Below are 26396 nucleotides of genomic sequence, written 5' to 3'. Positions count from 1 at the left end.
CTGCTCCGGTCCGGCGTGCGTGGATGGTCCGCGGTGATCGCAGCGCGGGCCGTCGGCCCGCCCGGACAGTGAAGAGAACCCCCATGACGGACAACGGCAACGCGCCCGCCCTCGCCGCCACGGCCGCCGGCAGCTGGGAGATGGTCTCCAGCGAGAACTTCGACGCCTACCTCCAGGCCGTCGGAGTGGGCGCGCCCGCGCGGGCCGCGGCGAACGCGGCCACCCCCGTCCAGACGTTCTCGTACGAGGACGGGCTCTGGACCCTGGAGACCGTCACCGGCATGCAGAACACGGTGGACGAGTTCCGGCTGGACCAGGAGTTCGACCTGGCGACGCCCGACGGGCGCAAGGCGACGTCGGTCGTCACCGGCGAGGGCAACCGGCTCACCGAGGTACGGAGGATCGGCGGGGGCACGGCACGATCGTGCGGGAGTTCACCGACGAGGCGCTCGTGGTGACGTACTCGACGCAGGGCGTCTCGGCCGTCCGCGTGTTCAAGAGGGCCGCCTAGTGCTGTGACCAGCGCTAGTCAGGTGGTGTCCGCCTGGGGGGCGCGCAGGTCCTTGGGGCGGGCACGGTGGGCGCGCCAGGCTGCCAGGGCATCGGTGCGCGGGGCGTCCGGGTGGCCGGCGTGCCAGTCGCGCAGGAACCGGTTGAACTCGAACTGGGCGCCGACCTCCTGGGGTTCGGCGGCCCGCTGCCTGGTGGCGTGCCAGTGGGAGACGGCCTCCGCGAGGGTGCGTCCCGCGCCCTGGGCGACGTAGTCACGCATGAAGGCGTCGAAGTGGAAGGCGGGCCCGATCTCCCGGGTGAAGTACTCCCGGAGCACCTGGCTGCACCGCTGGCCGTCGGGGATCACGGTGGCCCCGTCGACCGGGGCCGCCAGTTGCCTTCCGCCGCGCCGGGTGGTGCGGGCCGGCCGCGGCTCGGGGCGTCCGTCGAGCACGGCGGCGAGCCGGTCCGTGAGCGCAGCCTTCCCGCCCGCGGTGGAGAGGCCGAGCTGCCGGGCGAGCGCGGTCAGTTCGGCCAGCGTCCAGTACCAGCGCATCAGCTCGGTCCCGGTCAGTGTGGGGGTCAGGGCGGGACGCGCGGCGTCGGGAGCGCCGTCGTTCGTACTCATGTTCCCATTCTAGGTCGCGCCGCCCGCCCGCCCGACCGCGCCGGCTCAGGCCAGTGCGTCCAGCAGGGCCAGTTCGGCAGCCGTGAGGTGGACGGTGGCCGCGTCCAGGTTCTCCGCCAGGTGTACGGGTGAACCCGTACCCGGCGTGGGGCACAGCGCGGGCGAGTGGTGCAGCAGCCACGCCAGGGCGACCTGGCCCGGGCCCGCGCCGTGCGCGGTGGCCACCGCGGTGACCGCCGCCGCACTCTCGCGGGTCAGGGTGCCGCTGCCCAGGGGGTAGTACGGGAGGAAGGCGATCCCGTGCGCCTCGCACAGCGCCAGCACCTCCGCCGAGCTCCGCTCCAGCAGGTTGTACGGGTTCTGCACGGAGGCGACCGGCACCGACTCCCGTGCCAGGCACAGCTGTTCGGCGGTGACCGTGTCCAGGCCGATGTGCCGGATCTTGCCCTCGGCCCGCAACTCGGCCAGTGCGCCCAGCTGTTCCGCCATCGGCACCGACGGGTCGAAGCGGTGCAGCTGGTAGAGGCCGATCCGCTCCACCCGCAGCCGGCGCAGGCTCCCCTCGCACATCGCCCGCAACTGCTCCGGGCGGCCCGCGAGATGCCACTGGTCGGGCCCGGTGCGCACCACCCCGCCCTTGGTGGCGACGACCAGCTCCTCCCCGTACGGGTACAGGGCGTCGGCGATCAGCTCCTCGGCCAGGTCGGGCCCGTAGTTGTCGGCGGTGTCGATGAGGGTGACCCCCCGCTCCACCGCCGTGCGCAGCAGCTCCCGGGCCTCGGCCCGGCCGCCGCGCGGTCCCCAGTAGCCGGGGCCGACCAGGCCTCCCGTACCGAGCCCGAGCCGCCGTACGGGAAGGTCCCCACCGAGACTGAACGTCGTGTGCGCCATGCCCCGACGGTAACTCAGGGCCCGGGATGTGCCAGGCTCGTGGTCATGCGGTACATCATCATCGGCGCGGGCGCGGTAGGCGCCACCATCGGCGGACGGCTCGCGGAGACGGGCGGCGAGGTCGTCCTCGTCGCGCGCGGCGCGCACGCGGAAGCCCTGCGGGCGGACGGACTCCGCCTCACCACGGCCGACGGGCCCCGGGTGCACCGGCTGCCCGTGGTCGGCGGACCGGGCGAACTGGGCGAGCTGCGCCCCGACGACGTGCTGCTCCTGGCGGTGAAGACCCAGGACGCGATCGCCGCGCTCGACGCGTGGGGCGACGCGGAGGTCGCGGGCGGCGGCACGGCGGCGCAGCGGCTGCCGCTCCTGTGCGCGCAGAACGGCGTGGAGAGCGAGCGGCTGGCACTGCGCCGCTTCGCACGGGTGTACGGGGTGTGCGTGTGGCTGCCCGCCACCTTCCTGGAGCCGGGCGTGGTCTCGGCCCTGTGCACACCCCTGACCGGCATCCTGCACCTGGGCCTGGCGGCCGGCGGCGCGGACGACCGGGCCCGGCGGATCGCGGCCGACCTGGAGAAGGCCGGCTTCGAGGCGCCCGTGGTCGAGGACGTGATGCGGTGGAAGCACGCGAAGCTGCTGGGGAACCTCGGCAACGCCGTCCAGGCGACGACCGGCCCCGAGCCGGACCCGGCGAAGGCGGCGCTGCTCCTGCGGGCCGTCCGCGAGGCGAAGGCCGCCTTCGCCGCCGCGGGCATCGCCTACGCCTCCGAGGCCGAGCAGGCCGAGGCGCGCGACGGCAAGGTGAACCAGCCGCCGGGCGTCCGGGGCGGTTCCTCCTGGCAGAGCCTGGCCCGGGGCACGGGCTCGGTGGAGGCGGACTACCTCAACGGGGAGATCTGCCTGCTGGGCCGGCTGCACGGGGTGCCGACCCCGGTCAACGACGTCCTGCGCCACGCGGCGAACATCTTCGCGCGCGAGTCGCTCCCGCCGGGCGCGATGTCCGTCGAGGACCTGACGGCCCTCGCCGACGAGGCCGCGGCCCGCGGCTAGTGCTGTGGCCGGGCGCCGGGAGTGAGGCCCCGTCCGGGACGGGCGGTCCGCCCGCCCGCCCGGACAGGGCGCCGCGCCGCAGCCCCGGGCAGGGCCGCGCCGGAGGCTACTTCGGGGTGACCCAGACCTGGCCCTTGCCGGTGTTCGCCGTGTACAGCTGCACCGGGGTGCTGTTGGCGGTCGCGCCGCCGGTCACGTCGAGGACCTTGCCCGACGCGACGTGCACGACCTGCCCCTTGACGTTGACGGACCAGCGCTGCGCAGCCGAGCCGTTGCAGTCGAAGAGGCTGATCCTGTTGCCGTTCGTGCTCGCGTTGCGCGCGTTGTCCAGGCACTTGCCGAAGGCGCGGAACGTGCCGTCCTTGCCCAGGATCCAGGACTGCGCGGCCGAGCCGTTGCAGGTGTAGAGCTGGATCTGCGTACCGTTGGCCGCCTTTCCGCCCTTGACGTCCAGGCACTTCCCGGCGATCCCGCTCACCCTGCCCTGCGGGGGCAGCGCGGCGCCCGCGCCGGCGGCGAGGCGGCGCAGACCCTGTACGTCGAACTGCTGCACGTAGGTCCCCGCGCGCTTGTCCTGGTACGCGTACGCGGGCGAGCACATGACCGGGAACTGGCCCGAGTCGGTCCCCTTGACGCAGTCGCCCTTGGTCAGGCTGCGGTTGGCGTGCGTCAGCCCCAGCGTGTGCCCGAGCTCGTGGCTGATGTGGTTGCGCATGTACGTCTCGCCCATGGCCGCGGTCGGCTTGCCGGCCGGGGTGAAGAACTCGCTGTCGATGTAGGCGTGCCCGCTGGTGACGGTCTCGGGCACGGAGGAGCTGGTGAAACCGCAGCTCAGGTTCGCGCTTCCCGAGCCGTCGTGCACCACCTTCCAGCCCGAGTTGCCCATGCTGCCCTCACCGGCGGGCGGCAGGCACGGCCGGTGCAGGACGCCGATGAGCACCTCGCCCTTGGGCCGCTCGTACTCCCAGCCGACCGGCTTGGTGTCGACGGTGACCGGCAGGTTCGTGATGCGCTGCAGGTCCGCGGCCGAGGCCTTCACATAAGGGCCCAGCCAGTCCACGGACTTCTGGTCGAAGAACTTGATCGTGTAGCCGGTCGCCAGCCATTTGGTCGCACCGCTCAGCTTCCACCCCTCGCCCTGCGGCGGCGCCTGGGCGGCGGCCGCGGCCGCCCTCGCCGCGGGAGCGGCCGTGGTGGGGCCGAGCGACATGACCCCGTTCTCGAAGCCGGTGTGGTCGCTGCTGTAGACGGCGGAGTCCTCGTGGTGGGCGTCGGGCGCCTCCGCGGGAAGCGGCGCCGACACCTCCTGCTCGCTCACGGCCTGCGGCCCGGTGCCCTCGGTGCCGAAGGCGCTGGAGGAGAGCTGGAGACCTCCCACGATCGCCGCCACGGCCGTCGCCGCGACGACGGATATCCGACGCTTGCCTGTGAATCCCAAGTGCCTGTTGCCCTTTCATCATGGATCGACTCCCCGGCCCCCGGACCACGTCCGGGGAGGCGGGAATCGAACAGATGATAGGTCAGGACGGCGAAGAGCCCCCGGGGGCCGCCCAGTTGGCGACCCGCGGGGGCTCATGCCCACGGACGGTCTACGCGGTCAGCGCCGGGAGCCTCGCGGGCGCGGCGGCGGCCGCGTCGTAGCGGCGCAGCAGCAGCGTGGCCAGTTCCGGGGCCGCGCCCAGCACGTCCGCGAGGACGTCCGCGCCCGCGGCCTCGGCGCCGGCCGCGATGCGGTCCGGGAGGCGGCCGGGGGCGATGACGTACGGGGCCACCGCCACCCGTTCGAAGCCCTCGGCGCGCAGGGCCCGTACGGCGTCCTCGGTACGGGGCAGGGCAGCGGAGGCGAACGCAGGCCGCACGGCGCACCAACCGGTGCGCCGCCACTCCCGCGCGGTTTCAGCGATCACTGCGATCGCCTCCGGGTCTGTGGATCCGGCGGACGCGAGCACCACCGCGGTGGTGGAGCGGTCCGCCGGGGTGAGGCCGGCTTCGGCGAGCCGGCGTTCGAGGGCGCCGAGCAGGAGCGGGGACGGCCCGAGCACGTCCGTCACCCGCACCGACAGCCCCGGCAGGCGCGAGCTCGACTCGGCCAGCGCGGCCGGGATATCGGACTTCGCGTGGAAGGCGCGGGTCAGCAGCAGCGGCAGCGCCACGACCTCCCGTACGCCCGACAGGTAGAGGGCGGACAGGGCCTGTCCCACCGACGGGGTGTTGAAGTCCAGGAAGGCCGTCTCCACCCGCAGCCCGGGCCGCAGCGCCCGTGCCCGCCGGGTGAGGGCGTGCACGGTCGCCGCGTGCCGCGGGTCGCGGCTGCCGTGGGCGATGACCAGCAGGGCAGGTGCGCTGTACACGGGACTCAGCTCTTGGCCAGCAGGCCGCGGCTGCGCAGCACCCACCGCTCGACGGGACTGAAGATCAGCAGGTCGATGGCGATGCCGACGACCAGGATCAGGATGATCGCGAGGAACACGCCCGGCAGGTCGATGTTGTTGCGGCCGTTCTCCAGCAGCTGGCCCAGGCCCAGACCGAGGTCGGGGGAGCTGGCGATGATCTCGGCGGCCATCAGGGAGCGCCAGGAGAAGGCCCAGCCCTGCTTCAGGCCGGCCAGGTAGCCGGGCAGTGCGGCCGGCATCACGATGTGCCGGGCGCCGCGCAGGCCGGTGGCGCCCAGGGTGCGGCCGGCCCGCAGGAACAGCGGCGGGATCTGGTCGATGCCGGAGACGAGGCCGTTGGCGATGGACGGGACCGCGCCGAGCAGGATGACGGTGTACATCATGGCGTCGTTGAGGCCGAACCAGAGCACGGCCGGAGGCACCCAGGCGACCGAGGGCAGGGACTGCAGCCCCTGGAGGATCGGGCCGATCGCGGCGCGGACGAACTTCACCCGGGCGACCAGCAGGCCGAGCGGGGTGCCGATGGCCAGGGCCAGCAGGAAGCCGAGCATGCCGCGGGAGACGCTGGTCCAGATGACCTCCAGCAGGGTGCCCTTGAGCCACATGTCGGACAGGCTGTCCCACACGGCGGACAGGGCGGGCAGCTTGGTCTCGTCGGCGACCTTCGCCATGACGAGGAGCTGCCAGACCAGCAGCACCAGGCCGACGGCCAGGAGCGGGGGCAGGACCTTCTTGAGGAGGACCTCGCGGACCGGGGTGCGGTGGGTCTCGACCGCGTCGAGGGCGTCCAGACCGGCTTCCAGACCGGCGAGGTCGTCCGTGCCGCCGGCCTTGGCCACCTTCTTGTACTGGGGGTCGATGTCAGTGCTGGCCATGGCGGCGGATCTCCCCACGCAGGTGTTCAGTGATCTCAAGGGACAGTTCCGCGACGTCCGCGTCCTCGATGCGGCGCGGCTGCGGGATGTCCACGGTCCATTCCTTCGCGATCCGGCCGGGCCGGGAGGAGAGCAGGACCACGCGCTGGGCGAGGCGCACGGCCTCGCGCACGTTGTGGGTGACGAAGAGGACCGACAGGCCGGTCTCCGCCCAGATGCGGGTGAGCTCGCCGTGCAGCACGTCGCGGGTGATGGCGTCGAGCGCGGCGAACGGCTCGTCCATCAGCAGCAGCCGGCTGTCCTGGGCGAGGGCCCGGGCCAGCGCCACGCGCTGGCGCATGCCGCCCGACAGTTCGTGGACGCGCTTGCCGTACGCGCCGCCGAGCCGGACCAGGTCCAGCAGCCGCTCGGCCTCCGGCCTGCGGTCGGCCTTGGCCACCCCGCGCAGCCGCAGGGCGAGTTCGATGTTCTTGCCCGCGGTCAGCCACGGGAAGAGGGCGTGCTCCTGGAACATCAGCGCCGGACGGCCGCCGGGGGTCTCGATGGATCCCACGGACGGCTTGTCCAGCCCCGCGACCAGGTTCAGCAGCGTGGACTTGCCACACCCCGAGGCCCCCAGGATGGTGACGAACTCTCCGGGAGCGACATCGAGGCTGATGTCGTCCAGGACGAGCTGCGATCCGGCCGGGCCGGAGAAGGACTTCGAGACGTGCTCGATGCGCGCGGCGTGCGCGTGCTGCTCCGCTACGGTGCCCTCGGCAGCCTTGGCAAGCGTGGTGGCCATGGTCGTCACCTCCTGGGGTTGCTGGTTACGGGGTTACTTCGCGCCGAGACCGGCGTCGGATACCTCGGGCTTGCCCGCGGCCTTCAGGACCTTGTTCAGGAGCGTCAGGTCGTAGATGCCGGTCAGCTCGGGCTGTTCGATGAGCTTGGCCTTGACCGCCCAGTCGGCCTGCGTCTTCAGCGTCGACGCCAGCGGGTCGTCGGTGAGCGCGATGCTCGGCCACGCCGGGTCGATGATCTTGGCGTCGAGCGGCTTGCCGCTCTCCGCCTCCAGCTTGGCGTTGGCCGAGGCCTTCGCCTTGTCCGGGTTGGCGTTGATCCACTCGTTGGTCTTCACCGTGCCCTTGAGCACGGCCTCGACCACGTCCGGGTGCTCCTTGAGGAACTTCTGCGACACGATGATGTTCGTGATCACGAACTTCTTGTCGGGCCACAGGGCGGTCTCGTCGAGGAGGACCGCGCCGCCTTCGGAGACGAGCTTGGAGGCCGTCGGCTCCGGCACCCAGGCGCCGTCGATCGAGCCCTGCTTGAAGGCGTCCGGGGTGACCTTGTTGTCCGTGCGGACGACGGAGACGTCACCCTTGCCGGACTCCGGGTCGACCTTCCAGCCCTTCTCGGAGATCCAGTTGAGGAACGCGACGTCCTGCGTGTTCCCCTTCTGCGGGGTGGCGATCCTCTTGCCCTTGAGGTCGTCCAGGGTCTTGATCTTCTCCGGGTTCACGACGAGCTTCACGCCGCCCGAGGCGGAACCGGAGATGATCCGCAGGTTGGAACCCTTGGACTTCACGAAGCCGTTGATCGCGGGCGAGGGCCCGATGAAGCCGATGTCGAGAGAGCCGCCGTTGAGCGCCTCGATCTCGGACGGGCCCGCGTTGAAGGCCTGCGGCTTGATCTTGGTGCCGTTCAGTTCCTTCTCGATCAGGCCTTCCTGGAGGCCGACGAGCGCGGTGGCGTGGGTCAGGTTCGGGAAGTACCCGATGCGGACCTCGGAGGCGGAGAGCTTCTCTCCGGCGCCGGCCACGTTGGCGGCCTTGTCCTGGGGCTCGTCCTTCTCGGCCTGGGAGCCGTAGCCGCAGGAGGCGAGTGCGCCGATCAGGAGCGGCAGCGCGGCGGCGGCGACAACGCCGCGGCGCAGGGTGTTGCGCGTGGTACGTGTACTACGGGTGGTGGCGGTGGCAGGCACGGGAGGACTTCCTCTCGTGACGTGGTCATCTCATGACGCACGTCTTCGTCTGTGGAGCAGGGGCAGGTACAGCTCGTGGGGGGTGAGGGCGCGCATGCGGTGCGCGTACGTCATCGCGCACATCGCGCCACCCCTCCCTGGCCGCTGCCGAGGCGACCGCTGCCTACGCGGCCGCCCTCCTTGGCGAAGGTGGAGTAGATGTCGGAAAGCATGGGTTAGAAGTCCCACCCTTCTTCATCCGCCTGAACGGTGGTCTCGGCCTTGGAGGCGAAGGACTCGCCCGCCATGCCCGCCGCCAGGGTGGTTCCGTCAGCCGGGTCGATCAGCAGGAACGATCCGGTGCGGCGCGAGTCGGCGTACGCGTCGAGCGCGAGCGGCTCGGCAGTACGGACGACCACGCGGCCGATGTCGTTGGCCACGAGCTGACCGGGGTTCGGGTGCTGGGACAGGTCGTCCAGCGTCAGCCGCGAGGGGATCTCCTTGACGATCGCCTTGACCGTGCGCGTCGTGTGCTTGATCAGCACCCGGGCGCCGACGGCCAGCGGCTGGTCCGCCACGTGGCAGACCGTCGCCTCGACGTCCTGCGTGGTGGCCGGGGCGCTCGCGGACGGCGCGATCAGGTCGCCGCGCGAGATGTCGATGTCGTCCGCGAGCCGCAGCGTCACCGACTGGGGGGCCCAGGCGATGTCGACGCTCTCGCCGAGCGCGTCGATGCCCACGACCGTGCTGGTACGGCCCGAGGGCAGCACCGTCACGGCCTCGCCGACGCGCAGCACGCCGGAGGCGATCTGGCCCGCGTAGCCGCGGTAGTCGGGGTGCTCCGCGGACTGCGGGCGGATCACGTACTGCACGGGGAAGCGCGCCGGGCAGGCGGTGAGGTCGTGGCTGACCGGGACGGTCTCCAGGTGCTCCAGGACCGTCGGGCCGCCGTACCAGTCCATGTTCGCGGACGGCTCGACCACGTTGTCCCCGGCCAGGGCCGAGATCGGGATGGCGGTGATCTCCGGGACGCCCAGGTCCGAGGCGTACGCGGTGAACTCCTCGGCGATCGCCGCGAAGACGGACTCCTGGTAGCCCACCAGGTCCATCTTGTTGACGGCCAGGACCACGTGCGGGACGCGCAGCAGGGCCGCGACGGCCGCGTGCCGGCGGGTCTGCTCGATGACGCCGTTGCGGGCGTCGACCAGGACCACGGCCAGGTCGGCGGTGGAGGCGCCGGTGACCATGTTCCGGGTGTACTGCACGTGCCCGGGGGTGTCCGCGAGGATGAACCGGCGGCGCGCGGTGGCGAAGTAGCGGTACGCGACGTCGATGGTGATGCCCTGCTCGCGCTCGGCCCGCAGGCCGTCGGTGAGCAGCGCGAGGTCGGGGGCGTCCTGGCCGCGCTGGGCGGAGACGGCCTCGACGGCCTCCATCTGGTCGGTCAGGACCGACTTCGAGTCGTGCAGCAGCCGGCCCACCAGGGTGGACTTGCCGTCGTCGACGGAACCGGCGGTCGCGAAGCGCAGCAGCGTGGTCGCCGACAGATCGGCGAACTGCTCGGTGGTGCTGGTCATCTTAGAAGTACCCTTCGCGCTTGCGGTCTTCCATCGCGGCCTCGGACATCTTGTCGTCGGCGCGGGTCGCGCCCCGCTCGGTGAGCCGGGAGACGGCGATCTCGGCGATCACGGCGTCCAGCGTGGCGGCGTCGGAGTCGACGGCGCCGGTGCAGGACATGTCACCGACGGTGCGGTAGCGGATGAGACGCGTCTCGGGCGTCTCGCCCTCCTTCGCGCCGCCCCACTCGCCGGCCGTCAGCCACATGCCGTTGCGCTGGAAGACCTCGCGCTCGTGGGCGAAGTAGATCTCCGGCAGCTCGATGCCCTCGCGGGCGATGTACTGCCACACGTCCAGCTCGGTCCAGTTGGAGAGCGGGAAGACGCGCACGTGCTCGCCGGGCGCGTGGCGGCCGTTGTAGAGCTGCCACAGCTCGGGGCGCTGACGGCGCGGGTCCCACTGGGAGAACTCGTCGCGGAGGCTGAAGACGCGCTCCTTGGCGCGGGCCTTCTCCTCGTCGCGGCGGCCGCCGCCGAAGACGGCGTCGAACTTGAGGCTCTGGATCGCCTCGGTCAGCGGGACGGTCTGCAGCGGGTTGCGGGTGCCGTCCGGACGCTCGCGCAGCTTGCCCGCGTCGATGTACTCCTGGACGGACGCCACGTGCAGGCGCAGACCGTGCTTCTCGACCGTGCGGTCGCGGTACTCCAGCACCTCGGGGAAGTTGTGACCCGTGTCGACGTGCAGCAGCGTGAAGGGCACCGGCGCCGGCGCGAACGCCTTCAGCGCCAGGTGCAGCATGACGATGGAGTCCTTGCCGCCGGAGAACAGGATCACCGGCTTCTCGAACTCGCCCGCCACCTCGCGGAAGATGTGCACGGCCTCCGACTCGAGGGCGTCGAGGTGCGACAGCGCGTAAGGTGCGTCGGTCTCGTCGTGGACGTGTGCGACGGTGGCCGTCATGCCAGACCCCTCTCGGTGAGCAGCGCGTGCAGGGCCGAAGCCGACTCCTGCACGGACTGCGTGTGCGACTCGATACGGAGGTCCGGGGACTCCGGCGCCTCGTACGGGTCGTCGACCCCGGTCAGACCGGAGATCTCGCCCGCCGCCTGCTTGGCGTACAGGCCCTTCACGTCACGCTCCGAGCAGACCTCCACCGGGGTGGCCACGTGGACCTCCAGGTACGAGGTGTCCTCGGCGGCGTGCCGCTTGCGGACGGCCTCACGGCTGTCCGCGAACGGCGCGATCACCGGTACCAGTGCCTTGACGCCGTTGCTCGCGAGGAGCTCGGCGACGAAGCCGATCCGCTGGACGTTGGTGTGCCGGTCCTCGCGGGAGAAGCCCAGGCCCGCGGAGAGGAACTCGCGGATCTCGTCGCCGTCGAGGACCTCCACCCGGTGGCCCTCGGTGCGCAGCCGCTCGGCCAGCGCGTAGGCGATGGTGGTCTTGCCCGCGCTCGGCAGCCCGGTCAGCCACACGGTGGCGCCCTGGTCGCTCACGCTCATCTGCTTCTTCTCCGTCGGTTCCGTCGGTGCCGTGGTGTTCGTGGTGTCCGTCATCAGCCGTGCAGTCCGCACTCGGTCTTGCCCCGTCCGGCCCAGCGGCCGGCCCGGGCGTCCTCGCCCTCCGCGACCCGGCGGGTGCAGGGGGCGCAGCCGACGGAGGCGTAACCGTCCATCAGCAGGGGGTTGGTGAGTACGCCGTGCTCGGCGACGTAGGCGTCCACGTCGTCCTGGGTCCAGCGGGCGATCGGCGAGACCTTGACCTTCTGCCGCTTCTCGTCCCAGCCGACGACCGGGGTGTTCGCCCGGGTCGGGGACTCGTCGCGGCGCAGGCCCGTCGCCCACGCCTCGTACGCGGTCAGGCCCTCTTCCAGCGGCTTGACCTTGCGCAGCGCGCAGCACAGGTCGGGGTCCCGGTCGTGCAGCTTCGGCCCGTACTCGGCGTCCTGCTCGGCGACGCTCTGGCGCGGGGTGAGCGTGATGACGTTGACGTCCATCACGGCCTCGACCGCGTCACGGGTGCCGATGGTCTCCTCGAAGTGGTAGCCCGTGTCGAGGAAGACCACGTCCACGCCGGGGCGGACCCGGGAGGCCAGGTGGGCGACGACCGCGTCCTCCATGGAGGAGGTCACGGCGAACTTCCCGCCGAAGGTGTCGGCCGCCCAGCGAAGGATGTCCAGCGGGGAGGCGTCCTCCAGGTCCCGGCCCGCCTGCTCGGCCAGTTCCTTCAGGTTCCTCGTCCCGGTTTCCTGAACCGTCGTCATATCTCGTCCCCTCCAGCTGCGTCGGACTGAACACCCCGGGACAGCAGCCCGAGGTACTTCAGCTGGAAGGCCCGGTTGCACGCCCGGCATTCCCAGGCGCCGTGACCGGTCTCGTTCGGAAACAGGTCCTCGTCGCCGCAGTACGGGCAGTAGAACGGTGCGGCGCGCTCGCTCACGAGAGGCTCTTCTCGTCCGCGCGGGCGACCCACGCCGCGAACCGCTCGCCGTCCTCGCGCTGCTCCTCGTACTGCTTGACGACCCGCTCGACGTAGTCGGGCAGACCATCCGAGGTGACCTTGAGGCCGCGGACCTTGCGGCCGAAGCCGGCCTCCAGGCCGAGGGCGCCGCCCAGGTGGACCTGGTAGCCCTCCACCTGGTTGCCGTCGTCGTCCAGGACCAGCTGGCCCTTGAGACCGATGTCCGCCACCTGGATGCGGGCGCAGGCGTTCGGGCAGCCGTTGATGTTGATGGTCAGCGGCTCGGCGAAGTCCGGCAGGCGGCGCTCCAGCTCGTCGATCAGCGAGGCGCCGCGCGCCTTGGTCTCGACGATGGCCAGCTTGCAGAACTCGATGCCGGTGCAGGCCATCGTGCCGCGGCGGAACGGGGACGGCTTGACCCGCAGGTCCAGCGCCTCCAGGGCCGCGACGACCGAGTCGACCTGGTCGGCCTCGATGTCGAGCACGATCATCTTCTGCTCGGCGGTGGTGCGCAGCCGGCCGGAGCCGTGCTGCTCGGCCACATCCGCGATCTTGGTCAGGGTGGCGCCGTCGACGCGGCCGACGCGCGGCGCGAAGCCGACGTAGAAGCGGCCGTCCTGCTGCTGGTGGACGCCCACGTGGTCGCGCCACTGGCCGGAGGGCTGCTCGGGCGCGGGGCCGTCGGTGAGCTTGCGCTTCAGGTACTCGTCCTCGAGGACCTGGCGGAACTTGGCCGGGCCCCAGTCGGCGACGAGGAACTTCAGCCGGGCGCGGGTGCGCAGGCGGCGGTAGCCGTAGTCGCGGAAGATCGAGATGACGCCCTCGTAGACGTCCGGGACCTCGTCCAGCGAGACCCAGGTGCCCAGGCGCACACCCAGCTTGGGGTTGGTGGAGAGGCCGCCGCCGACCCAGACGTCGAAGCCGGGGCCGTGCTCGGGGTGGGTCACGCCGACGAAGGCGATGTCGTTGATCTCGTGCGCCACGTCGAGCAGCGGCGAGCCGGAGACCGCGGACTTGAACTTGCGCGGCAGGTTGGAGAAGTCCGGGTTGCCCACGATGCGGCGGTAGATCTCGTCGATGGCGGGCGTGCCGTCGATGATCTCGTCCTGGGCGATGCCGGCGACCGGCGAGCCGAGGATGACGCGGGGCGTGTCACCGCAGGCCTCGGTGGTGGACAGGCCGACGGCCTCCAGGCGGCGCCAGATCTCCGGGACGTCCTCGATCCGGATCCAGTGGTACTGCACGTTCTGGCGGTCGGTGAGGTCGGCGGTACCGCGCGCGAACTCCTGGGAGATCTCGCCTATGACGCGCAGCTGCTCGGTGGTCAGCCGGCCGCCGTCGATGCGCACGCGCAGCATGAAGTACTTGTCGTCCAGCTCCTCCGGCTCCAGGATCGCGGTCTTGCCGCCGTCGATCCCGGGCTTGCGCTGGGTGTAGAGGCCCCACCAGCGCATACGGCCGCGCAGGTCGTTGGGGTCGATCGAGTCGAAACCCGTCTTGGAGTAGATCGTCTCAATGCGTGTCCGCACGTTGAGACCGTCGTCGTCCTTCTTGAACTGCTCGTTGCCGTTGAGGGGCGTGTGGTGTCCGACGGCCCACTGGCCCTCACCGCGGTGACGGCCGCTCTTGCGGCGCGCGGCGGCTGCGGGGGCGGCAGCGGGCGTTTCGGGGGTGGCGGCCATGACGGTACGTCCTTCTTCAACGGCTCTAGGCAGGGCAGGGGGAGCGGCGGCGTGACCCCTGGTACTGCGGTGACCTGCGACGCTGCAGGCGGGTGCGGCTGAGTACCGCCGTCGTGCCGGTGGGCGTGGCGGTACTGGCCTCAGGGGGCTCGGAGGGTGTCTACGGCTGTGGCTGGTTCCGTCAGCAGGCCGGACACATGGCGCTGGACATGCGGCCGAGGTCGACGTGCCGCCGACTCACCAAGGCAATTCCAGCTCCATTCATGGCGGAAGCGTGTCATGTGCCGATTGGAGGAGTCCACTACTGTCCATAATGCGGACGAACTCGTCCCGGATCGTGGGATGGCGTGATCGGAGTCACCCCTCGGACCGGTTTCCGGCCACTCCGCGGCAGGGTGCGGCGCCGTTGCCGGGGGCCGGCCCCCGGACCCCCGCGCCTCAAACGCCGGCGGGGCTGTACCCCGGGGCTACGCGCCGGGCCAGGGGCCGGGGGTCGGGGACTCCACCTTGGATTCCGTCTCCGTCTTGAAGAGCTTGAAGCCGCGGCGCTGGTAGTTGTCCATCGCCGTCGGGCCGTCCAGGCTGCACGTGTGGAGCCAGACGCGGCGCGTCGGCTCCCGGTCCGGCCAGCGCGACGCGAGGTCCCACGCCCGGGCGATGCCCACCGACAGCAGGTGCCCGCCGATGCGGCGGCCCCGGAAGTCCGGGAGGAGGCCGAAGTAGACGATCTCCACCACGCCGTCGTCCTGCGGGTCGAACTCCACGTACCCCGCCGGGGTGCCGCGGTCGTAGGCGACCCAGGTCTCCACGCCCGGCCGGTCCAGCTGCTCCACCCACTGCGCGCGGGTCAGCGACAGCCGGTCCGTCCAGTGGATGTCCCCGCCCACCGAGGCATAGAGGAAGCGGCTGAACTCCGGGGACGGGACCTCGGCGCGGGCGATCGTGATCTCCGGGCCCGGGACGGCCGCCGGGACGAGGTCCGACGCGGAGGTCATTTCCAGGGACCAGGTGGTGAGGGTGATGGTGCTCATGCACGTCAGGGAACCATGCCGGACCCCCGGTGGCCCAGGCGGGCCCTGATCACCGCCGGAGCCGTGGAGTGCGGGAGCAGCGCGGCGGGATCCTGCGGGCGGATCAGCTCCACCTCGACCTCCGCCGCGAAGCGGTACGGCCGGTGGGTCAGGACGCCCGCCAGGTGGCGCCGTACGCGGGACATCTCCGCGCGGACCGTCACCGTGCGGGTCGGGTCGCCGAACAGCTCCGCCGAGAGCTCCGCCGCCGAGCGCCCCCGCGGGCTCTCCGCGAGCAGGAACAACAGCTCCGCGTGGCGCGGGCTCAGCTCCTGCGACCAGCTCCCGGCGGCCCCGTACACCGTCGCCGACCAGGAGCCCGCCCGGCTGAGGTCCAGGACGACCCGGGTCACCGAGGCGTCCGTGCGGTCCTCCGCGATCCGCAGCAGCCAGCCGCCGGGCAGCGGCTCCACCGCGCAGTCCCCGAGCTGCGGCACCCACACCCGGCCCGGCCCGAACGCCTTCGGCAGCGGCACGCGGTCCGTCGGGGCCAGCCCCGTCACCGCCGCCGTCCAGCCGTGGGGGTCCACCGCCAGGGCCCGGCCCGGCAGCCGGGCCAGCAGCGGGGAGGCCACCGCACGCAGCCGCTCCAGCGACTCCAGGTGCCGGACCCGCAGCTCCCGCTCCGCGAGCCGGGCCACCGAGCTCACCCAGGCCAGCGTCGCCGGATGCATGGTGGCCAGCGGCCCGCTGACGTCGACCACGCCCAGCAGCCGCCCGTCCCGGGGGTCCCGTACGGGCGCCCCCGCGCAGGTCCAGTCGTGGTGGCTGGAGACGAAGTGCTCCGCCGAGAACACCTGCACCGGCCGCCGGGTCACCAGCGCCGTGCCCACCCCGTTCGTGCCGACCACGGCCTCGTCCCAGTCGGCGCCCACCGAGAAGCCGAGCCGGTCCGCCTTGCGCAGGATGGAACGGTGGCCCTCCCGCCACAGCAGCCGGCCCTCCGCGTCGGCGACGACCATGATGTGCAGGGCCTCGTCCAGGGCCGGCAGCAGCCCCTCCCGCAGCACCGGCAGGAGCTCCCGCAGCGGTGACACGTGCCGCCGCTCCTCGGTCTCCGCCGCCGACAGCATGCGCGAGCGGGCGTCCCGGTCCGGGTCCACCCCGCCGGCCAGCATCCGGCGCCAGGACTCGGCGATCTCCGGACGCGGCGCGGCCGGCGGCCGGTCCCCGGCCAGCGCGGCCGCCCGTACCCCCTTCAGCAGACGTGCGGCATCCCGCGCGTCCATGGCCGAGATGCGCGCCACATCGACCATGCTGCCTGCGGTGTCGGCCACTGGAACCTCCCCGTGCGGAACAGGACGTACGACCGCGGCCGCCCGCAGGGTCCCGGGGCGCCGCTTCCCCAGCGCCCCCGGCGGGCAGCCGCCGACTCAAAGGTTGCAACGGTATGCAACTCTCGCCAAGTCCCGGTCACCCGACCGAAACTGTCCGGACGCCGCCCAGCGGCGTGACAGCTCCTCCTCGGGGCTTCTCGGATCAGGGGTGGTGCCGAGTCGGCGCGGCGCCACCCCTGATCCAGGTCAACGGGCCCGGATCCAGGCCCGGAGCGGTTTGGGGACCGCTCAGGGAACACCCGGACAGTGCCTAGGGGGCGGCGTCCGGGCCCGCGACCCGCGCCCGTTCCACGATCGCGCGCAGGCCCAGACTGTGCGGCAGCGTGCCGAAGGCCGAGCCCCAGTCACCCCCCAGCCGCGAGGCGCAGAAGGCGTCCGCCACCTCGGACGGGGCCCACCGCACCAGCAGCGACCCCTGGAGCACCAGCGTCATGCGCTCCACCACACGGCGGGCCCGGGCCTCGATGCCCTCCAGGTCGGCGAGCTCCGTCAGCAGGTGCTTGATGGCCGAATCCAGCCGGTGGTCGGCGCCCCGGGCCTGCCCGACCTCCTCCAGGAAGGCGCCCAGCGCCTGCGGCTCGCGCTGCAGGGCGCGCAGTACGTCCAGCGCCTGCACATTGCCCGAGCCCTCCCAGATCGAGTTCAGCGGGGATTCGCGCAGCAGTCTCGGCATCCCCGACTCCTCTACGTAGCCGTTGCCGCCCAGACATTCCAGGGCCTCGGCGACCATCGGCGTACAGCGCTTGGTCACCCAGTACTTGGCGGCGGGCACGGCGAGGCGCAGGAAGGCCTTCTCCTGCTCGGTGCCCGCGTCCTGGGCCGCCGCCAGCCGCAGGGCCAGGGTGGTGGCCGCCTCCGACTCCAGGGCCAGGTCGGCGAGCACGTTGCGCATCAGCGGCTGGTCTATGAGCACCGCTCCGAAAGCAGAGCGGTGATCCGCGTGGTGGACGGCCTGCGTCAGCGCCTGCCGCATCAGCGCGGCCGATCCGATGACGCAGTCCACCCGGGTCGCGGCGACCATCTCGATGATGGTCCGCACCCCGCGGCCCTCCTCGCCCACCCGCCGCGCCCAGGTCCCGTCGAACTCCACCTCGCTCGACGCGTTGGACCGGTTGCCCAGCTTGTCCTTCAGCCGCTGGATCGCGAAGACGTTGCGCGTACCGTCCGGCAGCACCCGCGGCACCAGGAAGCAGGTCAGCCCTCCCGGGGCCTGCGCCAGCACCAGGAACCCGTCGGACATCGGCGCCGAGCAGAACCACTTGTGCCCGGTCAGCAGGTACTCGCCGGACGCGTCCAGCGGCACCGCGGCCGTCGTGTTCGCCCGTACGTCGCTGCCGCCCTGCTTCTCCGTCATCCCCATGCCGAAGAGCACACCGGCCTTCTGCCCGGCCGGCCGCAGCCCCTCCTCGTACACGTGCGAGGTCAGCCGCGGCTCCCACTCGGCGGCAAGCTCCGGATCGGTCCGCAGCGCCGGTACGGCGGCGTGCGTCATCGAGACGGGGCAGCCGTGCCCCGCCTCGGCCTGCGACCACACGAAGAACCCCGCGGCCCGGCGCAGATGCCCGGCCGGACGGCCCCAGGCGTCGGTCAGCCCGTTCGTCACGGCGTGCCCGAGCAGTCGGTGCCAGGCCGGGTGGAACTCCACCTCGTCGATCCGGTTGCCGTACCGGTCGTGCGTCCGCAACTTGGGCGGACACTCGTTCGCCTGAGTACCCCATTCCTGGGCCTGCGCGGAGCCCGCGGCGAGCCCGAGGCCGGTCAGTTCCTCCCTTACCTGGGCGAGGAGTTCGGGCTCCGCCTGGGCGAGATGCCGCTCCACGCCCTCGCTGAGGGCCCGGTCCGCGCCGTAGACGTCGTGGCCCACGAGCGGCGGGGGCTGATTGGTGACTGTGTGGGTGGTGGCTGCCATGCGGATACCGTAAGGACGTGCAGCCAGCAAAAGAAACACCCGAGTGGATCCCAGGGCGGCTCCATCGGGCCCGCGCCCTCTACCGCAACGTATCGAAGCGCAAGATGGCCTGGCTGCTGCTGAAAGACACCGTCAACTCGTGCATCGAGTACCGCATCCTCGGGCTCGCCGCCGAGGCCGCCTTCTTCACGCTGCTCTCGCTGCCCCCGCTCTTCCTCGGCCTGCTCGGACTGCTGGGCTACGTGGACAACTGGACCGACACCACCACCGTCGCCAGCATCGAGGAGAACATCCTCGGCGCGGTCGGCACGGTCCTCTCCGACCGCGGCGTCAACGACATCGCCCGCCCCCTGCTGGACGACGTGACGGGCCGCGGCCGCCCGGACCTGATCTCCCTCGGCTTCGCCTTCGCCCTGTGGTCGGGGTCCAGGGCGGTGAACGTCTTCATCGACACCATCACCGTCATGTACGGGCTCGACGGGCACCGCGGAATCGTCAAGACCCGGCTGCTGGCCTTCCTGCTGTACGTGATCGCCCTGCTGATCGGCGCGATCGTACTGCCGCTGATGGTGGTGGGACCGGACGCGGTGGTACGGCTCGTGCCCTGGGGCACGGAAGTCATCGCGGTGCTGTACTGGCCGACCGTGACCCTGCTGTCCATCGCCTTCCTCACGACGCTGTACCACGTGTCCGTGCCCGTGCGCTCACCGTGGATCGAGGACGTGCCGGGCGCGCTGGTGGCCCTCGCGATGTGGGTGTTCGGCTCGTTCCTGCTGCGGATCTACCTGACCAACACCGTGGAAGGGCCGACGATCTACGGATCCCTCGCCGCCCCGGTGGCGGTCCTGCTGTGGATCGGCATCTCGGCCTTCGCGGTCCTCGTCGGCGCGGCCGTCAACGCCGCCATCGACCGGGTCTGGCCGTCCGTGGCCACGGCCGCGGCGCGCGAGGCCAACGAACGGGCCCGCGAGGCGGAGGCCGCCCAGCTGATCGCGCGGGCCGCCGCCTGGCGGGCGATGGCGGAGGGCGAGTCGGAGGACGACGAGGACGAGGGCATGCCGTCGGAGTTCCCGGAGCGCTGGTCCAAATTCCTGCCGCCGGAGGACTACTCGTCGCGGCTGCGCAACAAGCACTGAACCTCACCACCGGGCCGGTGCCGACGGCGCGGATCAGCCCTTGGACCAGACGACGAGCCCTCCGCCCACGGCCGGGGCGGCATCGCTGCCGAGCTCCTCGACGAGGGCCATGGCCACGGAGCCCTGATCGGTGACGGAGCACAGGGCCGCGCCGCGTACCAGGCCCCGCTCCTGCGCCGTCCGGCCTCCCATCCGCACGGCGCCGAAGCCCGTCCCGGCGGCCGCCCGGCAGTTCTCGAAGGTCTGGGGCTGACCCGCGCGCAGCACGCCCACCTGGCGGCCGGTGGCCGACCGGAGTTCCGTGGACGAGGGAGAGATGCCGGACATGCCGCAGCCCTGGGAGTGGGGCCGGTACTCCAGCTCCGTGCGGGCGGTCTGCTCCGCGGGCACGCTGTCCCCGGTCGACTCCAGCACGGCGGTCGTGGACACCCCGGCGTCGAGGTCGACGAGCAGCGCCTCTCCGCAGATCGGAGGAGCGATGCCCCACCGGCCCTGCCGCACCCCGTAGCCGGCCGGAGCCGACAGGTCCGGGCTCGCCGACGGGCTCGCCGACGCCGAGGAGGGGCCGGGTGAGGGGATGAGCGGGGCGACGGACGGCGTGGCGGACCCCGAGGGCCCCGACGCAGGGGCGGCCGACGGCGCCGCCGAAGCCGAAGCCGACGGGGGCGCCGGCGCACCTGCGGCGGGCGGCGACGGCTCCTTCTTCCCCGCAGTCGCGAACACCGTGGCCGCCGTGCCCAGCACCGGCACGACGATCCCGATCACCCACCAGGCCCAGCGCGGCGGGTGCCCGGCCGTGGCCCCGCCCCCGGCCGCCACCGTCCCGGGCGCGGTGTACGGCGGCTCGGCGGGCCTGGGCGGCACACCCTCCGGATCGGACTGCCCGACACTCCCGGTCACGTCTCAACTCCCCCTGACAGAAACGGTCGTGGCGACCCTACCGGCGGTTCCGCAGGGATTCCAACGATCTTCGACAGGGGTAGGGGCGGCGTGATCGGCGAGGCACGGCTGCCGGCGGCGGCGTCCGGTCGGCGTCCGCCTCGCCCTGTGCGCGGAGTTGACGGTCCGCCAGGTCCGGGCGCGGCGGGAGCCGCCGCCCATGACCTCGCCGGACCGCCGGTGGCAGCCCCTCGGTTCACCGCCGGCGCCGCAGTCGCGCCGGCCCCGGAAAATGCGAAGGGTTCCCCTTGTCTTTCTCCGCTTTCCCGCAGGCCTCCCCCTCCCACGCCCTCGCCCCCTTCGGCTGGGACGACGCATGGGCGGCCGAGTTCACCCCGTACGCCGAGCAGGGCCTCCTGCCCGGCAGGGTCGTACGCGTCGACCGCGGCCAGTGCGACCTCATGACCGCGGACGGCATCGTCCGCGCCGACACCGCCTTCGTCACCCCGCACGACCCGCTCCGGGTCATCTGCACCGGTGACTGGGCCGCCGTCGAAGCGACCGGCAGCCCCCGGTACGTCAAGGCGTACCTGCCGCGCCGGACCGCCTTCGTACGGTCCACCTCCTCGCAGCGGTCCGAGGGCCAGATCCTCGCCGCCAACGTCGACCACGCGATCCTCGCCGTCTCGCTCGCCGTCGAACTGGACCTGGGCCGCATCGAGCGCTTCCTGGCCCTTCGCCGGGGGCGGCCGCCCAACCGTCGGCGGCCCGCCGCTGTGCGGTGATACGGGTACCTCGCCTCGGGCCCGGCCGGGCCGGCCCCGGACGAGGTCCGGTCACGTCATCGGCGACAAGGGCTGCAGTTCGAAGGCGATACGCAGCCGGCCGCGGCGCCGCGGCATCGCCCACACCATTCCCGAGCGGGCCGACCAGGTCCGCAACCGGGCCCGGCACGGCAGCCGGGGCGGCCGTGCGCCGGCCTTCGACAAGCAGGTTCCGGTTCCACGGGCACCGCAACGTCGCGGAACGGTGCTTCAACCGCGTGAAGCAACAGCGGGGCATCGCCACCCCGTACGACAGGACCGCCCCGCCCTGCCCAACGGCCGTAGCCCTCGCACCGCTCCTGATGCGCGCGTGACACCTTGACGACAACTCCCGGCCGGCTGTTCACCGTTGATACTGCAGAGCGTCGGCACCTGCGGCGATGACCTCGGCGAGTCTGTTGGCGAAGGCCGCGTTGCACCCTCCGAGCCGGACGAAGCCGTGGCCCGCCACCGGCCCGTCGTTGCACAGGGAGGGAAGGGCCAGGTCTGCGAGCGCGAGCGCCGCCTGGAGGTTGGTGACAGCGTCTTCGCCGGCCTGGTAGGCCGCGTCCTGGTGCCGCTTGTACTGGATTCGTTCGGCGTGGGTGAATTCGTACACCATGCTTCTGGCCTCTCGTGATGGGCGTGGGAGATGAGGCGCCGGAGCGCGCCGTGGATTCGGTTCGGTTCGGTTCATCGAGGTGTGACCCCGGCCTGGTGCGCCACCCGGGGCACACGGCTTCCGGGGGCGCCGCGGCGCTGAGCATTTTTGCCCGGCGCATTCGCTGCGGATGCCGACGGCAGCGGCCTCCGCTGCCGGGCATGACCATGCCCAACGGCGCGTCGCTCGGACGTGCCGCAGCAACCGGACGGCCGGGGTGCGCCGTGCGGTCTGAGCTGCGGAGCGGTGAGCGGGTTCAGGCCCGGGCCGCGAGGGGACAAGGGCGTACACCGTCAGGCTGAGTCTGCGCATCGCCCGTGACTATCGGTTTCGATCTTCGTTTCAAAGGTGCAGGCGAGAACCCCTTTGACGCGTGGGAAGGACCAGGTTGTCCAGGAAGTTAGCGGCCGTCACCGCCTTCGCTCTTCGCGGGCGCCGGCCACGGGACGCTCGGCCCCCTCGTGTCGTGGGCGGCCGGCGCCGTTCCCGCCGGGACCCCTGCTCAGGAATCCCACTGCATCGCCCGCATGACGCGCCCGCCGACCAGGTGCAGAAAACCCCTCGCCCGGGCGGCGGACCGCCCCCGGCGGCCTACGCCGCTGCGGTGCGGCGGCCCCGTCCGGCCCTCCGCATTCAGCATCAACACCCCATCTCATCGCCACCAGGACTGTCGGCCGGTCGGACCTCATCGACGGTACGGACTTGAGCGCCCGGCCCTCCCGCAGGAACTCACCGGCTCCTGCCGAACCGACAGCTGAAGAACCCCCGGGTCGCACCCGCGCCGCCGGCGCGACCTCGGCCCTCGTTCCAATGCCCCAGGGCCCCCTCGCCTCTCACAGCAGCCGCAACCCACTGCCCAAGCCGAGAGCCGCAGCCCTGACCTGCGCACGTGACACCTCCGCACACGTACGACCGTCATGCGCCGTACCCGAATCCGCGACCGCGGGACGGAGAGGGGACAGCCCGTTTCTCTGCCGCGGAGTAGCCGGGAGCGACACCGTCCTGGCTGCGCCGAGCCGCGGCCGTCTGCCCCAGCGCGGAGGCGGGCGGGTTCCGGTGCCGTGGAGCGGCCTGGCGGGGCGGCCGCGTGAGCGTGATCTGGCGGACCAGCTGCTGGAAGCAGGCCAGCGCTGCGATGGCGGGAAGGGCAGACGATGTCCCGGCGGCGATCGTTCTGGGCGCCTGGGCCACGCACAGAAGCGTGGCCAGAGTGGAGAACAGCAGAACGATGGACCAGGAATGCAGCGCGCGGCGCTGGTGCAGCGCGGACCTGAGGATGGACAGGGAGGCGACCATCCAGGGGCCGTAGATCAGCAGGGGCCACCAGCTCACCACTTCGTGGGTCGTGTGAAGTCCGGCGCTGTGGCGCAGGGCGTCGCAGATGGCCAGCCCACTGAGGATGCTCACCACGGCGGCGATGACGGCGACCAGCACGGCGGTGAACAGGCTGCCGGTGTGCAGCAGGGTCGCTGCCGGCGACTTCGACGGGTTCCGGCGGTGCCCGTTGGAGGTCTGTCTGGGTGGCCGCTCGGCAGGGGCGTGCTTCAGTCCTGCGACGAGGCCGATGGCGCTGACCGTGTCACCGGTGTCGTCGAGGCCGACGCGGCTGAGGGGCTCCGGCTGCCCGGGTGCAGCACTCTCCTGGAGGAGGATGGCGAGTTCCTCCGCGGGATCCCACGGCCGATGCGGTTCACCGGGCCCGCCGAGCGGCTGCTCGGGGGAGTGGTGCTGTACGTGGTCCGGCCGACGCCAGAACGCGGTGGGGTCCGGCTGGGTGTGGGGGCCGTGGATGTCCGGGTATGCGTACGGCTCAAACACGGGAGCTGCCGCCCGAGCGCTCGTCGACCGGTGTCGTGGACCGTGCGGTGCTCCCCGACCGCCGGTCGAACTCGACCTGGATCATGCTCATCGTGTGGAGGAAGTCCTCAAGGGCCGAGGACGAGTAACTCAGATCGATTTCCAGGCTCTCGTGTTCCAGCGTCGCGTTCCTGGCCTCGCTGCACCCGGTTGAGCGTGGAGTGAAAGTCCACTTTCCGATCCGGGTGGCCCCGGTGTGAAAGTTACCTCCCTGTCCGCCTTCTTCTGCAGGCCTGCTGAAGAAGGTGGGGAGCTTTGCTGTTGTCATATTCCATAAACGCTGTTGATGTTGGTCAGGGTATGCGCCATCCGGGTGATGGTGGCAGATGAATAAGTGTTCCCTGCCTTTTATCGTTTCTACAAACACGGCAGGAGTGCAGCAGCCACGCCCTGCCGCTCCGCCACGCCGCAGCTCAAGGGGACGATGAGCGGCGGGCCGATGCGGGCCCCGAGCGACGCGCCCTCACCACCCCCGGCGCCCTTCAACGCGACGGCCCCGCGGTGCACCGCGCCCGTCGGGCGGCGCCCCCATGCATCGCGGGATGAGTCTGCGCGTGCCGCCGACTCCCGCCACGGGCCGCCATCCGGCATATCTTCATCCCTCACTGCAGAGCCCTCGCCGCCGTCTCGATCGGCTTCGCTTCCCTGGCGTCGGACGGCCACGCGGCCCCGCATGAGCGCGCCGATCGTCAGCCCGGGGCCCGCCGAGCCGGCCGCAGCCCCCTCGTCCGGCCACCCCGAGCCGTCGGCTGATCATCAGCAAAAAGACTGAGATGCCAAGGCCGGCGGATTGCTGCGCATGGCTGCAATCGGGAGGGCGAGCGCAACTCTGCATATGCCTCTGCGTTATGTCGGACGATCGCCGGGGCGCAGGTCGTGTGCGCCCCTCGAGCGTCAGCCTTCGAAAGGACTGGTTGTGGGAGACATCTTCCTGTGGATCATGCTGATCTCCGCCACGCTGGGCACAGGTTGCACCGCGTTGACGTCATCAGGGACTGGCCGTCTGTGGCGCGTGGACGCCCTTGAACTGAGGCGTCAGCAACGCTTCAGGCACGTCCTGTCCTGCCATGTGGACGCCATCCGGCTGGCTCGCCAGGAAGCCGCGCCACCAGTACAGCCAGGAGGGATGCCCGTCGGCGTCTCGCCCTACCTCGGCACGGAGCCGTTCCGGGTCGTCCACGAGCCGTGTCGGCCACCCTTCGCGCGAGACCTCTACGGCAGTGCCCCTTCACGCCGCCGGCCGGCTCCACTCGCCGAATGACCGCCGCTCCGACGCCTCGCCCAGCTTTCCGTGCCCCCGGGAGCCGACGGGTGCGTCAAGTGTCGGCCCCCGATGCCGTCGCCCTGCGGCGGGCCGCTCGTCGAGCCGGCACTCCCGAGCGGGCGTACCCGGCCGCGGTGACCCATATCGCTGAATCCCTTAAAAACCCCGGCAATCCGCACATGGCCAGTCACACAAAAACCCCGGCAATCTGTACATTGCTGAACTCTCGCCGCGATATTGAGCCGCGCTAATTCTGCGATGGTCTACCCAATTCCTGTTCGGCGCACCTCCGTGCTATGCGTCCGGGAAAATGGTGAGAAGTGTCAAAAATAAAAGAAATATCATCCTTATGTTTCTGTGAGGGTCCCCGGCCGACATTCGCAAGGAACCGCCACCCTTCCCTGGGTGTCCCCGGGGCAGCAAGGTCTGTCCCTCCAGGACTGCACGCGACCGAGGAGGAACTCACTTCGTGACATGGCCGACGGTGACCGGGTCTTCCGGCTCATCTGCACACAGTCCACGAGAAGGGTTGCGTGAACATGGCCCCCTGCGATGACCTGTCCGATCGCGGCCCGTGGTCGGCCGCCCGGCGCCGTGTCCGCCTGGCAGCAGCACGGGCGGCGAGGACGGTGAGGACGGTGCTGATACAGGTGACATGCCGCCTCGCTGAAGCAGGCAGGGACGGCGCAATCACCCCGCCCCGGACGGAAATTGGCTCGATACGGGTACTCCAGGACGAATACAGGGCGGGCTTCTCCCTGCCCCCGCCTCATCCGACGACCGCCGCGAGCAACCTCCACGAATGCCCTTGGTGCCTCTCCCTCGGAAATCCCGACACTCCCGGCCCGGCCGGCCCCGCTGAGCGCTGACGGCATCCGTACGGGCTGCCATGCACTGGTTCGGTGTCAGCGGGGCGGCGAGCTCCGCCATCCGCACCCGGCCCCGCAGTGCCTTCGCGGCCGCGAGCCGGCACGAACCGCCCTCAGTGCGGCTCCACCCAGCCGTGTCGGACGGCGTGACCGCCCAGCTGCATCAGGGTTCGGACTCCGGCCATGTCCATGAAGTGGCGCAGGCGCCGGTGCAGCGTCCGCGGTGACAGACCGAGTCGGGCCGCAGCTTCTTGGAGCGGGCGGGCGCACGTGGATCGCTGTGTGGTTGTCCGGCGAGCCTGGCTGACCGCAAGGCGGCAGCCCAGGCAGGTCGCGGGCCGACGCCGGAAGTCCGAATCGGCTTCCGACTGGCGGACCTTCCCGAGCTGGGTGTGGTCTCCCTCGTATCGACATCGTGGGAACTCGCTGCCGAGCTGCCCGCGTTGACTGTTGGCCTGGACGCGGCGGCTGTTCCGGCCTTGGGTGTGCTGCGATACGAACTGGTGGAGTTCCCCACGCGCTCTGGGATCGCCGTGAGTTGTAGGCGGCCGATCGTTGAGGTCGGCAGGCCGCAGGTCCTCGCTCAGGATGCTGTACGACTCGCGGCGTGATGCTGGTCCGCTGGCTGTCGGGGGCGTGCA

The 26396-nt window shown here is 71.6% G+C and carries 25 protein-coding genes and 2 pseudogenes; 5 read left to right on the top strand and 22 right to left on the bottom strand.

The features are described from left to right. Positions 1-83: 83 nt before the first annotated feature. Positions 84-458 carry a lipocalin/fatty-acid binding family protein gene (locus OG447_RS28450; protein ID WP_266940293.1) on the top strand — a complete coding sequence of 125 codons (375 nt, stop codon included), beginning with the start codon at positions 84-86 and terminating at the stop codon, positions 456-458. 71 nt (positions 459-529) lie between these two features. On the opposite strand, the gene OG447_RS28445 is transcribed toward OG447_RS28450, so the two are convergent. Beyond that, positions 530-1120 (bottom strand): DUF6434 domain-containing protein, encoded by a 591-nt coding sequence (locus OG447_RS28445; protein WP_266940292.1) that lies wholly within the window; start codon positions 1118-1120, stop codon positions 530-532. Between the two features lie 45 nt (positions 1121-1165). Next, the gene (locus OG447_RS28440; protein ID WP_266940291.1) at positions 1166-2011 is read right to left on the bottom strand and encodes an aldo/keto reductase; all 846 of its coding nucleotides are present in this window, start codon (positions 2009-2011) and stop codon (positions 1166-1168) included. 45 nt (positions 2012-2056) lie between these two features. Between OG447_RS28440 and OG447_RS28435 the strand changes: the two genes are divergently transcribed. Beyond that, positions 2057-3058: a ketopantoate reductase family protein gene (locus OG447_RS28435; protein ID WP_266940290.1), complete on the top strand. Its 1002-nt coding sequence runs from the start codon at positions 2057-2059 to the stop codon at positions 3056-3058. Between the two features lie 106 nt (positions 3059-3164). Here OG447_RS28435 and OG447_RS28430 read toward each other — a convergent pair whose 3' ends face one another. From OG447_RS28430 to OG447_RS28365, 15 genes are all read right to left on the bottom strand, one after another. Next, positions 3165-4496 carry a ricin-type beta-trefoil lectin domain protein gene (locus tag OG447_RS28430; protein WP_266940288.1) on the bottom strand — a complete coding sequence of 444 codons (1332 nt, stop codon included), beginning with the start codon at positions 4494-4496 and terminating at the stop codon, positions 3165-3167. 151 nt (positions 4497-4647) lie between these two features. Further along, positions 4648-5409, bottom strand: a complete 762-nt coding sequence (locus tag OG447_RS28425; protein WP_266940287.1) for a sirohydrochlorin chelatase — start codon at positions 5407-5409, stop codon at positions 4648-4650. Between the two features lie 5 nt (positions 5410-5414). Then, positions 5415-6326, bottom strand: coding sequence for an ABC transporter permease (locus OG447_RS28420; protein ID WP_266940286.1), 912 nt, complete (start codon positions 6324-6326; stop codon positions 5415-5417). Then, entirely contained in the window at positions 6313-7110 is a 798-nt protein-coding gene (locus tag OG447_RS28415) for an ABC transporter ATP-binding protein (RefSeq protein ID WP_266940285.1), read from the bottom strand. The genes OG447_RS28420 and OG447_RS28415 overlap by 14 nt, the downstream gene beginning before the upstream one ends. Before the next feature lie 33 nt (positions 7111-7143). Then, positions 7144-8292 (bottom strand): aliphatic sulfonate ABC transporter substrate-binding protein, encoded by a 1149-nt coding sequence (locus tag OG447_RS28410; RefSeq protein ID WP_266940284.1) that lies wholly within the window; start codon positions 8290-8292, stop codon positions 7144-7146. A gap of 215 nt (positions 8293-8507) precedes the next feature. Further along, positions 8508-9848, bottom strand: a complete 1341-nt coding sequence (locus OG447_RS28405) for a sulfate adenylyltransferase subunit 1 (RefSeq protein ID WP_266940283.1) — start codon at positions 9846-9848, stop codon at positions 8508-8510. A 1-nt stretch (position 9849) separates the two neighbouring features. Then, entirely contained in the window at positions 9850-10788 is a 939-nt protein-coding gene (gene cysD / locus OG447_RS28400; RefSeq protein WP_266940282.1) for a sulfate adenylyltransferase subunit CysD, read from the bottom strand. Continuing rightward, positions 10785-11330: an adenylyl-sulfate kinase gene (cysC, locus tag OG447_RS28395; protein WP_323181890.1), complete on the bottom strand. Its 546-nt coding sequence runs from the start codon at positions 11328-11330 to the stop codon at positions 10785-10787. Before cysC ends, cysD begins: the two co-directional genes overlap by 4 nt. Positions 11331-11383: 53 nt before the next feature. Next, on the bottom strand, positions 11384-12091 hold the full coding sequence (locus tag OG447_RS28390) for a phosphoadenylyl-sulfate reductase (RefSeq protein WP_266940280.1): 708 nt from the start codon (positions 12089-12091) through the stop codon (positions 11384-11386). Continuing rightward, positions 12088-12267, bottom strand: coding sequence for a hypothetical protein (locus tag OG447_RS28385; RefSeq protein ID WP_266940279.1), 180 nt, complete (start codon positions 12265-12267; stop codon positions 12088-12090). Before OG447_RS28385 ends, OG447_RS28390 begins: the two co-directional genes overlap by 4 nt. Beyond that, positions 12264-13970 (bottom strand): nitrite/sulfite reductase, encoded by a 1707-nt coding sequence (locus OG447_RS28380; protein WP_266940278.1) that lies wholly within the window; start codon positions 13968-13970, stop codon positions 12264-12266. The genes OG447_RS28385 and OG447_RS28380 overlap by 4 nt, the downstream gene beginning before the upstream one ends. A gap of 181 nt (positions 13971-14151) precedes the next feature. Further along, positions 14152-14235: a putative leader peptide gene (locus tag OG447_RS32335; protein WP_323181889.1), complete on the bottom strand. Its 84-nt coding sequence runs from the start codon at positions 14233-14235 to the stop codon at positions 14152-14154. A gap of 202 nt (positions 14236-14437) precedes the next feature. Next, the gene (locus OG447_RS28375) at positions 14438-15001 is read right to left on the bottom strand and encodes a GNAT family N-acetyltransferase (protein ID WP_266940276.1); all 564 of its coding nucleotides are present in this window, start codon (positions 14999-15001) and stop codon (positions 14438-14440) included. A gap of 5 nt (positions 15002-15006) precedes the next feature. Then, positions 15007-16296, bottom strand: coding sequence for a GAF domain-containing protein (locus OG447_RS28370; RefSeq protein ID WP_266940951.1), 1290 nt, complete (start codon positions 16294-16296; stop codon positions 15007-15009). 331 nt (positions 16297-16627) lie between these two features. Next, the gene (locus OG447_RS28365; RefSeq protein WP_266940275.1) at positions 16628-18286 is read right to left on the bottom strand and encodes an acyl-CoA dehydrogenase family protein; all 1659 of its coding nucleotides are present in this window, start codon (positions 18284-18286) and stop codon (positions 16628-16630) included. Positions 18287-18303: 17 nt separating this feature from the next. Between OG447_RS28365 and OG447_RS28360 the strand changes: the two genes are divergently transcribed. Next, positions 18304-19422, top strand: coding sequence for a YihY/virulence factor BrkB family protein (locus OG447_RS28360; RefSeq protein ID WP_266940274.1), 1119 nt, complete (start codon positions 18304-18306; stop codon positions 19420-19422). Between the two features lie 33 nt (positions 19423-19455). Here the strand turns inward: OG447_RS28360 and OG447_RS28355 are convergent, their stop codons facing one another. Next, positions 19456-20322, bottom strand: a complete 867-nt coding sequence (locus OG447_RS28355; RefSeq protein WP_266940273.1) for a hypothetical protein — start codon at positions 20320-20322, stop codon at positions 19456-19458. Positions 20323-20609: 287 nt separating this feature from the next. Here OG447_RS28355 and OG447_RS28350 point away from each other — a divergent pair. Together OG447_RS28350 and OG447_RS28345 are read left to right on the top strand one after the other, a co-directional pair. Continuing rightward, a pseudogene (locus tag OG447_RS28350) lies at positions 20610-21038 on the top strand (GTPase RsgA); the annotation flags it as partial. A 76-nt stretch (positions 21039-21114) separates the two neighbouring features. Further along, positions 21115-21388, top strand: a pseudogene (locus OG447_RS28345) (IS5/IS1182 family transposase); the annotation flags it as partial. 80 nt (positions 21389-21468) lie between these two features. On the opposite strand, the gene OG447_RS28340 reads toward OG447_RS28345, so the two are convergent. From OG447_RS28340 to OG447_RS28325, 4 genes are all read right to left on the bottom strand, one after another. Then, positions 21469-21726, bottom strand: a complete 258-nt coding sequence (locus tag OG447_RS28340; protein WP_266940272.1) for a hypothetical protein — start codon at positions 21724-21726, stop codon at positions 21469-21471. Between the two features lie 954 nt (positions 21727-22680). Continuing rightward, positions 22681-23583, bottom strand: a complete 903-nt coding sequence (locus tag OG447_RS28335) for a hypothetical protein (RefSeq protein WP_266940271.1) — start codon at positions 23581-23583, stop codon at positions 22681-22683. Further along, a complete protein-coding gene (locus tag OG447_RS28330) occupies positions 23576-23890 on the bottom strand; it encodes a hypothetical protein (RefSeq protein ID WP_266940270.1) in 315 nt (104 codons plus the stop codon). The genes OG447_RS28335 and OG447_RS28330 overlap by 8 nt, the downstream gene beginning before the upstream one ends. Positions 23891-25868: 1978 nt before the next feature. Continuing rightward, a complete protein-coding gene (locus tag OG447_RS28325; RefSeq protein WP_266940950.1) occupies positions 25869-26081 on the bottom strand; it encodes a helix-turn-helix domain-containing protein in 213 nt (70 codons plus the stop codon). Between the last annotated feature and the right edge of the window lie 315 nt (positions 26082-26396).

The organism is Streptomyces sp. NBC_01408 (genome assembly GCF_026340255.1).
GTDB lineage: Bacteria > Actinomycetota > Actinomycetes > Streptomycetales > Streptomycetaceae > Streptomyces.
The sequence above is the reverse complement of the archived record's forward strand: the minus strand, read 5'-3'. Positions and strand labels throughout refer to the sequence as shown.

What these genes read in the sequence shown, in the direction of transcription:
- OG447_RS28450 (WP_266940293.1), top strand. Translation starts at nt 84, where the DNA reads ATGACGGACAACGGCAACGCGCCCGCCCTCGCCGCCACGGCCGCCGGC.
- OG447_RS28445 (WP_266940292.1), bottom strand. Translation starts at nt 1,120, where the DNA reads ATGAGTACGAACGACGGCGCTCCCGACGCCGCGCGTCCCGCCCTGACC.
- OG447_RS28440 (WP_266940291.1), bottom strand. Translation starts at nt 2,011, where the DNA reads ATGGCGCACACGACGTTCAGTCTCGGTGGGGACCTTCCCGTACGGCGG.
- OG447_RS28435 (WP_266940290.1), top strand. Translation starts at nt 2,057, where the DNA reads ATGCGGTACATCATCATCGGCGCGGGCGCGGTAGGCGCCACCATCGGC.
- OG447_RS28420 (WP_266940286.1), bottom strand. Translation starts at nt 6,326, where the DNA reads ATGGCCAGCACTGACATCGACCCCCAGTACAAGAAGGTGGCCAAGGCC.
- OG447_RS28415 (WP_266940285.1), bottom strand. Translation starts at nt 7,110, where the DNA reads ATGGCCACCACGCTTGCCAAGGCTGCCGAGGGCACCGTAGCGGAGCAG.
- OG447_RS28405 (WP_266940283.1), bottom strand. Translation starts at nt 9,848, where the DNA reads ATGACCAGCACCACCGAGCAGTTCGCCGATCTGTCGGCGACCACGCTG.
- cysD (WP_266940282.1), bottom strand. Translation starts at nt 10,788, where the DNA reads ATGACGGCCACCGTCGCACACGTCCACGACGAGACCGACGCACCTTAC.
- cysC (WP_323181890.1), bottom strand. Translation starts at nt 11,330, where the DNA reads ATGAGCGTGAGCGACCAGGGCGCCACCGTGTGGCTGACCGGGCTGCCG.
- OG447_RS28390 (WP_266940280.1), bottom strand. Translation starts at nt 12,091, where the DNA reads ATGACGACGGTTCAGGAAACCGGGACGAGGAACCTGAAGGAACTGGCC.
- OG447_RS28380 (WP_266940278.1), bottom strand. Translation starts at nt 13,970, where the DNA reads ATGGCCGCCACCCCCGAAACGCCCGCTGCCGCCCCCGCAGCCGCCGCG.
- OG447_RS32335 (WP_323181889.1), bottom strand. Translation starts at nt 14,235, where the DNA reads ATGAATGGAGCTGGAATTGCCTTGGTGAGTCGGCGGCACGTCGACCTC.
- OG447_RS28375 (WP_266940276.1), bottom strand. Translation starts at nt 15,001, where the DNA reads ATGAGCACCATCACCCTCACCACCTGGTCCCTGGAAATGACCTCCGCG.
- OG447_RS28370 (WP_266940951.1), bottom strand. Translation starts at nt 16,296, where the DNA reads ATGGTCGATGTGGCGCGCATCTCGGCCATGGACGCGCGGGATGCCGCA.
- OG447_RS28365 (WP_266940275.1), bottom strand. Translation starts at nt 18,286, where the DNA reads ATGGCAGCCACCACCCACACAGTCACCAATCAGCCCCCGCCGCTCGTG.
- OG447_RS28340 (WP_266940272.1), bottom strand. Translation starts at nt 21,726, where the DNA reads ATGGTGTACGAATTCACCCACGCCGAACGAATCCAGTACAAGCGGCAC.
- OG447_RS28330 (WP_266940270.1), bottom strand. Translation starts at nt 23,890, where the DNA reads ATGACAACAGCAAAGCTCCCCACCTTCTTCAGCAGGCCTGCAGAAGAA.